Source organism: Chrysiogenia bacterium, assembly GCA_020434085.1.
Lineage (GTDB): Bacteria > JAGRBM01 > JAGRBM01 > JAGRBM01 > JAGRBM01 > JAGRBM01.
In genome coordinates, this window is the sequence record JAGRBM010000016.1 from 1 (window position 1) to 5,978 (window position 5,978).

The 5,978-nt window shown below is 64.6% G+C and carries 6 protein-coding genes; 4 read left to right on the top strand and 2 right to left on the bottom strand.

Annotated elements, in window-relative coordinates; translation table 11 throughout:
- The 3 genes from KDH09_00380 to KDH09_00390 all read left to right on the top strand — a co-directional run.
- The coding region (locus tag KDH09_00380) for a sigma-54-dependent Fis family transcriptional regulator (protein ID MCB0218121.1) at window positions 1-365 on the top strand (365 nt) is incomplete at its 5' end.
- 496 nt (window positions 366-861) lie between these two features.
- Complete coding sequence (locus KDH09_00385; protein ID MCB0218122.1) at window positions 862-2,118, top strand: acyl-CoA dehydrogenase family protein; 1,257 nt, start codon at window positions 862-864, stop codon at window positions 2,116-2,118.
- A 74-nt stretch (window positions 2,119-2,192) separates the two neighbouring features.
- Window positions 2,193-2,984, top strand: a complete 792-nt coding sequence (locus KDH09_00390; GenBank protein MCB0218123.1) for an EI24 domain-containing protein — start codon at window positions 2,193-2,195, stop codon at window positions 2,982-2,984.
- A 53-nt stretch (window positions 2,985-3,037) separates the two neighbouring features.
- Here KDH09_00390 and KDH09_00395 read toward each other — a convergent pair whose 3' ends face one another.
- Window positions 3,038-3,484, bottom strand: a complete 447-nt coding sequence (locus tag KDH09_00395; protein ID MCB0218124.1) for a hypothetical protein — start codon at window positions 3,482-3,484, stop codon at window positions 3,038-3,040.
- A 227-nt stretch (window positions 3,485-3,711) separates the two neighbouring features.
- Between KDH09_00395 and KDH09_00400 the strand changes: the two genes are divergently transcribed.
- Window positions 3,712-4,542, top strand: coding sequence for a glutamate racemase (locus KDH09_00400; protein ID MCB0218125.1), 831 nt, complete (start codon window positions 3,712-3,714; stop codon window positions 4,540-4,542).
- A 71-nt stretch (window positions 4,543-4,613) separates the two neighbouring features.
- Here the strand turns inward: KDH09_00400 and KDH09_00405 are convergent, their stop codons facing one another.
- Entirely contained in the window at window positions 4,614-5,702 is a 1,089-nt protein-coding gene (locus KDH09_00405; GenBank protein MCB0218126.1) for an SPASM domain-containing protein, read from the bottom strand.
- Between the last annotated feature and the right edge of the window lie 276 nt (window positions 5,703-5,978).

Below are 5,978 nucleotides of genomic sequence, written 5' to 3' on the forward strand. Positions count from 1 at the left end.
AGAAACTCTCGAAGCCCGCGCTGGAAAAACTGCGCGCCCACCGCTGGGGCGGCAACGTGCGCGAGCTGCGCAACGTGATTGAGCGCGCCGCCATCCTCAGTGAGTCCGATACCATCGATGCCGACACTATCTGGTTTGACGATCTCTCGGCCAGGCCCGAGGGCGACTTCCTGGATCGCCACCCCGAGCTCTCGGGAATGAGCGTCGAGGACGTCGAGCGCGAGATGATCCGCGCGGCCCTCAAGCGCACCGGTGGCGTCCAGAGCAACGCCGCCCGCCAGCTCGGTATTCCCAAGAGCACACTCGCTGGGAGAATCGACAAGCTTGGGCTGCGCGAGTTGCTCGCGGAACTGAGCGGTAAATAGTACCCAGCCTTCCCTGCTCCCCCGTCGGGGGAGCGGGGATTGAATTATTGTCTCTGACACTGTGACGCCTGCTGACACGCCCCCGACCTAGTGTTGGCTCAACGCCGGTTCCGCGGCGGAGGACTTCACGCAAGAGGTCCGCCAGGGTTCTTACCGAGCCTCGCGGGACGAGCGGGCAGGCCGGGTCATGGTCACCTCTTGTCGGGGGCTGCACGCCGCGCCGGGACAACCGTTCCCGGCCGCATCCCACCACCCGAACCACCATGAACCACTCTTCCTCAGACCCCGGCAGTGGGGGCTGCGGCCCGGTCCTGCCCGTCTCAGGGCTTTCTCGGCCCCGTGCGTTCCGGGCTCGCGTCCAAAAGTGAGTGAGCATTCATTGACCGCCCCCGCCGCGCTGTGTACTACTCGCAGCGACGCCGACGGTCGGTGCCTGCCGCGCGAAAGCGCTCCCCCGCAGGCCCCGCGCGGCGATCCCAACCCGCGGGGGACTCCCATGTTTGAATTCAACCAGACCCAGAAGATGGCCGAGAAGATGATGCGCGGTTACGTCGAGAAGGAAATCCTTCCCCACGTGGCAGCGATGGACCGCGGCGACATGCTGCCCTACGACCTGTTCCGCAAGATGCACAAGGAACTGGGGCTTCGCATCGCCGCTGAGAAAGCGATCAACAAGGCCATTGCACGAAAGCGCGCCGAAGAAGCAGGCGAAGCGCCCGAAGAGAAACCGGAAAAGGAGAATGCCAAGGGGGACGAAGATGACCTGAGCGGTGGGCAGGACCCGCTGCTCATGGCGATCCTGATGAAGGAACTCTCGCGCGTCTCGCCGGGCTTTACGCTCTCCTACGGCGCCTCGCTCGGACTGTGCGGCTCGAACATCCAGAAGAAGGGCACGGCCGAGCAGCTTGAGAAATACGCCAAGCCGGTGCTGCTCTACGACAAGATCGGTTGCTGGGGCCTGACCGAACCCGACGCCGGCAGCGATGCCTTCGGCTCGATGAAGACCGTCGCCCGCCGCGATGGCGACTACTACGTGCTCAACGGGTCGAAGACCTTCATCACGAACGCCCCGCACGCGGATATCTTCGTGATCTACGCGCGCCTGGACAAAGGCCAGGGCGGCGAGAAAAACACCTGGCCGGTCAAGAGCTTCATCTGCGTGCGCGAGGACGAGGGTCTCTCCACCAGCGAGCCCATGGACAAGATGGGCATGCGCGACTCGCCGACGGGGCTGATCTATCTCGAGGACTGCCGCATTCCGGTGGACCGCATCCTGGGTACCGAGGAAGAAGAGTCCCGCGGCGACGGCAAGGAAGTCCTTCAGGGCGAGCGCTCGGGCATGCCGGCCATGGCGCTGGGGATCATCGAGCGTTGCCTGGAAGTTGCCACCAAATACGCCAAGGAGCGCGAGCAGTTCGGCCAGCCCATCGCCAACTACCAGGCCGTGCAGCTCCGGCTGGCGGAGATGTACATCGCCTATGAGAACTGCCGGAACCTGGTATTCAAGCAGGCCTGGCTCCAGCGCGAGGGCAAGCGCGACATGTTCTCGGCCCAGGTGGCCAAGGTCTACTGCACCCAGCAGGCGACCAAGGTCGCGCTCGACGCCATCCAGATTCTGGGCGGCAACGGCTACATGAAGGAATACTACGTCGAGAAGCTCATGCGCGATGCCAAGCTCCTGGAGATCGGCGGCGGCACCTCCGACATCAACATGATGGGCATGATGCGCGAGTATCTGGCGCGATCGAGCTGAGCGCACCCTTCAATGCTTGAGGACGGCGCCGCCGGGGCTCCCCCCGGTCGCGCTTTTCGTGTAGATTGACACCCATGGTCGGCAAGTTCGCAAAGGGAATCTTCACCGGGCTCGGCGCTCCAAAGCGCGGGATGTCCTTTCTTGGGGAGCACCCCAAGCTCATCTCGTGGTGCGTGATCCCGGTGATCATTAACTACCTGATCTTCGGCACGCTGGCGTATCTGGCGGGCAAGTTCATTCCCGAGCTCTCGGACATGATTCTGCCCGAGGCGACCAACTGGTTCTGGGACGTGGTGCGTTTTCTGCTGCAGGGGGTCGGCTACCTGATCGTCGGCGTGGCCGCCTACTTCCTGTTTGTCCCCGTGGCCGGGCTCATCGCCTCGCCCTTCAACGACATGCTGGCCGAGCAGGTGGGCATCCTGAAGACGGGCGAGGTTCCCGAGGGCGCGGGCTGGAAGAACTTTGCTTCCGACGCGCTTTTCTCAATCGGCGTTGAGGCAAAGAAGCTCCTGCTGCTGGTGATCCTGGCGGTGGGGACATTTCTCGTCGGGCTCATTCCCGTGGTTCAGGTGATTTCGCCGGTCGTGGGCGTGCTGGTGGGCATCTTCTACGTGGCGCTCGAATACATCGACTTCGCCATGGCCCACCGCAAATTGCCGTTTTCCGACCGCGTGGCGATGCTGGCCGCCGATCAGCCGGGCATGGCACTGGGCTTTGGGCTGCCGCCCTATGTGGTTGCACTGGTGCCCGTCGTGAACGTGCTGGTCATCCCGCTGCTCGCACCGGTGATGGTCGTCGCGGGCGCGCTGCTCTACTACGAGCACCTGGCGCCCGGGCATGAAGCGGTGGCGGAAGTCGCAAACTGAATTTTCTGGAATGATTCAAACGAAAACGCGCGGCATCTGCCGCGAGTTTCTTTTCAGGACATGTTCTTGAGCAGGAAGCTGGCCAGCAGGTCTTCGTCGCTGGTGGAGCCCTCGGGTGCGACCTGGGATTCGTCGAGCTTTTCTTCCTCGGGCTTGGGCGGCGCAGGAGCGGCAGCCGCCGGCGCGCCGGCCGGTTGCTCGGGGCGTCCGAGGTAGCCGGTCTCCACGTCGTAGGGCGTGTCGCCCAGGATCACCGACTCCATGTAGGCCTCGGCATTCATCGCGTCGAGCTGCTTCTTGGTCTTCACCTTCCCCAGCAGGCCGTGGGGATCGTCGCCACCGCCCGAGACGGTCAGAAAGCGCACAGCTTCCTCGAGCTGAAACACCTTCGGCCCTTCCGGCGCGGTCTTGAGAGTGAGCGTGTGGCCTTCGATGGAGATTTTCTCTCCCTCGGTCCACGAGTCGATCACCCGTTGTGAAAAGAACAGCAGCTTTGCCATGGGAATCGTTAAATCCGCAATCTTCTGGCGGGGTTACACCCCTCCCTCGAATTTCGAACTATACCAGCCCTTTGCGCCGCAACGCAACAAAAGCGCGCTCGCGCCGGTGGGCGGCGCTCCGGGATGCCTCTGGTAGCTCTTGCGCACCCAAAGCACTTGGAGCCGCGCGCGGGCGGGTCTAGCATTCCGCCACCGCTTCAGTGCAGATGTGGCGGGGGAAGCTCCTTATGACCGACCAGACTGAATCACGCAAGCTGCCCATCGGAGTGTTCGACTCCGGTGTGGGCGGGCTCACGGTGCTGCGAGAGATCCGCCGCCTGTTGCCAGGGGAGAGCACGCTCTATCTGGGAGATACCGCCCGCGTTCCCTACGGGACGAAGTCCCCGCAGACGGTGCAGCGCTACGGGCGCGAAGTAACCCGCGAGCTCCTGCACCGGGGCATCAAGCTGCTGGTGGTCGGCTGCAACACCGCTTCGGCCGTTGCGCTGGGCGTGCTGCGGACCGAGTTCGACGTGCCGCTGACGGGAGTGATTGTTCCCGGCGCGCGCGCGGCTGCCAAGGCGACGAAGTCCGGGCGCGTGGGTGTCATCGGCACGAGCGCCACGGTGCGGAGCGGTGCCTATGTCGAAGCCATCAAGGCCGCCGACCGCGACATCGAAGTCTTCGGCGTGGCCTGCCCGCTCTTTGTCGGACTGGTCGAAGAAGGCTGGACCGACGGCGAGATCGCCGAGCTTGCGGCGCGCCGGTATCTCGAACCGCTCTTCGAGGCGAAGATCGACACCCTCGTGCTGGGCTGCACCCACTACCCACTGCTGGCGCCGACGTTGGAAAAGGTCATGGGCGAGGGGGTTCGCGTCATCGACTCGGCCACGGCCACTGCCGAGGAGGTCGTGCACCTGCTGAAGGAAACCGAGCTGGCTGCGACCGACACCGGCAGCGACAGTCATCACTACCTGGTCACCGACTCGCGCGAGCGCTTCCTCGAACTCGCGCCCCGCTTCCTGGGACGCGAACTCGCCGGCAAGGTCGAGGAAGTTCAGCTCAAGACCGAGAACTAGGGGCTTCGCCCCATTTCTTCTCGGGACAGCGGGGCCGTGTAGGGGCGAGGCATGCCTCGCCCTCTCTATCTTCAGAGCGCCGCTTCGTTTTCGTCCGGGATTCGCCGCACGTTGAGCGCGAAGTTGTGGCAGATGGGGCAGTCGCGGCAGGCCTCGGGCAGCGGCGCCGAGAGATCGCCCAGCGCCTTGCGGAAATTCCTGTAGTCATCACCGGCCCAGTGCGCGGCGAGTGATCCTTCACCGAGCTTTCCAAATGCCACGGGTTCGAGCCTGCGGGCCTCCCCCTCACGCGGGACGCGCCAGACCGGGTAGGCCGCCATGCAGCACGGGCTCACCGCGCCGTCGGCGCGAAGGAAGGGGCGCTGCTCGGCGTAGGCCATGCACGCGTGCCGCTTTGTCGAGCGGAAATCCCCGAAGGTTGCGACTTCGATGCCGGCATGCATCGCCACGTCGGCGGCCTCGGCAATGACGCGCTGGGCGCGCAGCGCCAGCGCCGGGTCGAGCCCCGCGTAGTAGTGCGCGTCCACCGAGCGCCCAACTTCCGCGCTCTCGAAGGGAACGACGCTCTTGAACACGATCTGGTCGGCGCCCAGCTCGGCCGCCAGCTCGGCAAAGGCGCGCGCTTCTGCGAGGTTGTCCTGCATCAGCACGAACGAAAGCGAGATCATGGGCGAAGCCTTGCCGGCTCGCAGTTTCGCCACACGCACGACATTTTCGCAGACCAGCTCGAACTCGTCCTTGTGCTTGAGCGCGCGGTAGGTGGCTGCGCTCGCGCAGTCGAGAGAAACCATCAGGTAGGTCATCCCCGCATCGATCAGCCCGCGCGCCTTCTCCTCGGTGAGCAGCGAGCCCGCCGTGGTGAGCGTGACTTCGCTGGCCGCCTTGCTCGCCGCTGCGACGATGGCCAGGAGCTCCGGGTGGAGCAGCCCCTCGCCCCAGCCGGTAAAATCCACCACGTCCAGGGGCGCCAGGCTCTCGATCGTCTCGATCAGCGTGGCCGCGTCTGCGTGCTGGCGCTTTACGGTATCGGTATAGAAATTGAGCGGGCAGGGCGCGCAGTCATAGCCGCAGTGGCTCGAAAGCTCCACGGTAAGCCCGCGCAGGTCTTCGGGTCTGGCCACGGCGCGCGATGCCAGCCCAAGTCTGGAGAGAATTCCCATTGCTCTTGCGCGCCATGGTACCGCCTCGGCAGGGGTCTTGGGAAATGGCGTGGGGAACGGGTGCCTCTGCGTCTGTTCGTCCTTCGACAAGCTCAGGACGAACGGCATCTTTTCCCGTTCGCCCTGAGCTTGTCGAAGGGTGGAACGGGCCAGTGTAGTTTACGCAGGTGCGGCGGCGCCGTTGCCGTTCTGACCGCTGAACTGGAGCTCGTAGAGCTTGGCGTAGACGCCGCCTTCGGCGAGCAGGCTCTCGTGATTTCCCTGCTCGATCAGGTG

What these genes read in the sequence shown, in the direction of transcription:
- KDH09_00400 (MCB0218125.1), top strand. Translation starts at nt 3,712, where the DNA reads ATGACCGACCAGACTGAATCACGCAAGCTGCCCATCGGAGTGTTCGAC.
- KDH09_00390 (MCB0218123.1), top strand. Translation starts at nt 2,193, where the DNA reads ATGGTCGGCAAGTTCGCAAAGGGAATCTTCACCGGGCTCGGCGCTCCA.
- KDH09_00395 (MCB0218124.1), bottom strand. Translation starts at nt 3,484, where the DNA reads ATGGCAAAGCTGCTGTTCTTTTCACAACGGGTGATCGACTCGTGGACC.
- KDH09_00405 (MCB0218126.1), bottom strand. Translation starts at nt 5,702, where the DNA reads ATGGGAATTCTCTCCAGACTTGGGCTGGCATCGCGCGCCGTGGCCAGA.
- KDH09_00385 (MCB0218122.1), top strand. Translation starts at nt 862, where the DNA reads ATGTTTGAATTCAACCAGACCCAGAAGATGGCCGAGAAGATGATGCGC.